This is a genomic window from Moorena sp. SIO4E2, assembly GCF_010671945.1.
Taxonomy (GTDB): Bacteria; Cyanobacteriota; Cyanobacteriia; order Cyanobacteriales; family Coleofasciculaceae; genus Moorena; species Moorena producens.
Genome location: NZ_JAAHIE010001065.1, coordinates 1 through 1,808 on the forward strand (window position 1 = coordinate 1; position 1,808 = coordinate 1,808).

Below are 1,808 nucleotides of genomic sequence, written 5' to 3' on the forward strand. Positions count from 1 at the left end.
ACAGCCAGTCAAGTAATTTGGCATTTTTCAACCCCGGATGCCAGAGTCAAACTTAAACATCTTTATCCAGTGTTTGAAGAGGAAGAGATGGCAGATTCTAATGCACCAAATTAGCTGTGTCAGTCCACTACACAAGATTTTCAAATATGAGTAACTTTGTCAATGTAAAGAGAGCTGAAGTCAATGACCGATAAAAACATTCCGCTACCGAATCCCCAAGAAGCTGAGACTTTATTGGCTGACCTATTTGAGCAAGTGAAAAAATGGGAAAGTCCCCTGGATGAAAGTACAAAGCTTGGTGTAGGTGGAACCGCCGTTAAAAACTTGCAGGAAAGTAGAGTTATCTTTGGCAATCCTAGGGATAAGTTGATATTACTTACCGAAGACCTATTTGAAGAAACTGAAGAGGGATTGACCAATATTTATCGACAGCAAATGCGTGATGCATTTGATTTCTATTACATGACTGTGACTGTCGATTTGCGTCCTAAACCAGGGGTTATATTTTGGCGATTATGCTGTGAGCTTGACTTCAGTCCCAAAGGAGAAAAAGAGCCCATCGTTCAGTCTATTTTCCCCAAAAGCCAATGGCGACCTGTGATGAACTTCGGGGTGGGCATGAATTTAGGTATCAATAGCAATCTTGATTGGAGTATCGGGATTGATAGCACTGAACTAGCCGAATTTACAACTATTCCTGCGGAGCTCAAAGCTAATGTAGGAAATAAGAACGAACTCAAAGCATTCATTGTCATTCCTGAGTATGCTTACGAAGCTGGTCACTTTGAAATTATTTCCCAAGGTGAAGGTAACTCAAGGTGTTACTGGCGGATTGAAGAGCCGGAAATCCAAAAAATACTGACAGTCCAATTTGCAATTGTCTTTAAAGTGCCTAAGGAAATAAAGTCTATTAATTTGCGCGGGATCGCCTGGGGTGAGCCGGATATGAACTGGTTAACTGCTGATATCCGTGATGTTTTCAGCGATCTGGCAGATAGATTAAAAACCTTAATACGAAATAAGAATAAGGCAGCAATTAAATTCAGTCGTAGTGATGTTAAGGAATGGATATTGAACCTGCCGAAAGCTAATCTTCAACAGGATTTAGCGACTTAAATCGGGTGCATCTTTTGGTTGTAAATCTATGGTAAGCTATCAGCATTCAGCTATCAGCATTCAGCTATCAGCATTCAGCTATCAGTTATCAACTATCAGCTTATGCGTCACAGCGTCGAAGCCTGTGCCACGCTTTTGAATAAAATCGGCTGACGGCTGAAGGCTGTTCGCGTAGCGTGCGCGTAGCACATAGGCTGAAGGCTGACCGCTGACCGCTGACCGCTGACCGCACCTCAAGTAGCGTGCGCGTAGCGCATATGCTTAGCAATTAATCGCTTTATCTGATCAGACAGCTATGACTAGAGCCTACTACACCTATCGCATCCACGTGATACATCCTCGTACAGTGCGGGTTGAAAAGAAAGAACCTGGAAAGCTCGATAATATAATCTCTAGAGAATTTAGGTATCAGGATAAGATCACCTCAGAAGTCAGGGAGTTAATCGAAAAAGTTCGTAAAAATGAAATCAAGGATGCTAACCAGTCGAGGTTACTCGGAGAAGCCTTGTTTGATAGCTTGTTTGATGATGTCCTTTGCTATGACTTTATAAGATTTGGGTGTGGCTCTTTTGGAAAGACGTTTGGTCAGGTTTAGAGAGGTATCGGAAGAGTAGGAGGAGCAGTAATAGAGCAACGAGCTTGAATTAGTCGTTTCATCAAAGGAAGGCCATCTTTGTACAAAGACAAGTGAT

Annotated in this window: 3 protein-coding genes; 2 read left to right on the forward strand and 1 reads right to left on the reverse strand. The window is 42.2% G+C overall.

Annotated features, from left to right (window positions below; all coding sequences use genetic code 11):
- Nucleotides 1-183: 183 nt before the first annotated feature.
- Nucleotides 184-1,116 carry a hypothetical protein gene (locus tag F6K37_RS40675; RefSeq protein WP_287256978.1) on the forward strand — a complete coding sequence of 311 codons (933 nt, stop codon included), beginning with the start codon at nt 184-186 and terminating at the stop codon, nt 1,114-1,116.
- A gap of 100 nt (nt 1,117-1,216) precedes the next feature.
- On the opposite strand, the gene F6K37_RS40680 is transcribed toward F6K37_RS40675, so the two are convergent.
- Nucleotides 1,217-1,384: a hypothetical protein gene (locus F6K37_RS40680; RefSeq protein WP_287256980.1), complete on the reverse strand. Its 168-nt coding sequence runs from the start codon at nt 1,382-1,384 to the stop codon at nt 1,217-1,219.
- A 27-nt stretch (nt 1,385-1,411) separates the two neighbouring features.
- Between F6K37_RS40680 and F6K37_RS40685 the strand changes: the two genes are divergently transcribed.
- Entirely contained in the window at nt 1,412-1,711 is a 300-nt protein-coding gene (locus tag F6K37_RS40685) for a hypothetical protein (protein ID WP_287256982.1), read from the forward strand.
- The last annotated feature ends 97 nt before the right edge of the window (nt 1,712-1,808 follow it).

Coding starts and splice junctions, on each gene's coding strand:
- F6K37_RS40675 (WP_287256978.1), top strand. CDS start 184: ATGACCGATAAAAACATTCCGCTACCGAATCCCCAAGAAGCTGAGACT.
- F6K37_RS40685 (WP_287256982.1), top strand. CDS start 1,412: ATGACTAGAGCCTACTACACCTATCGCATCCACGTGATACATCCTCGT.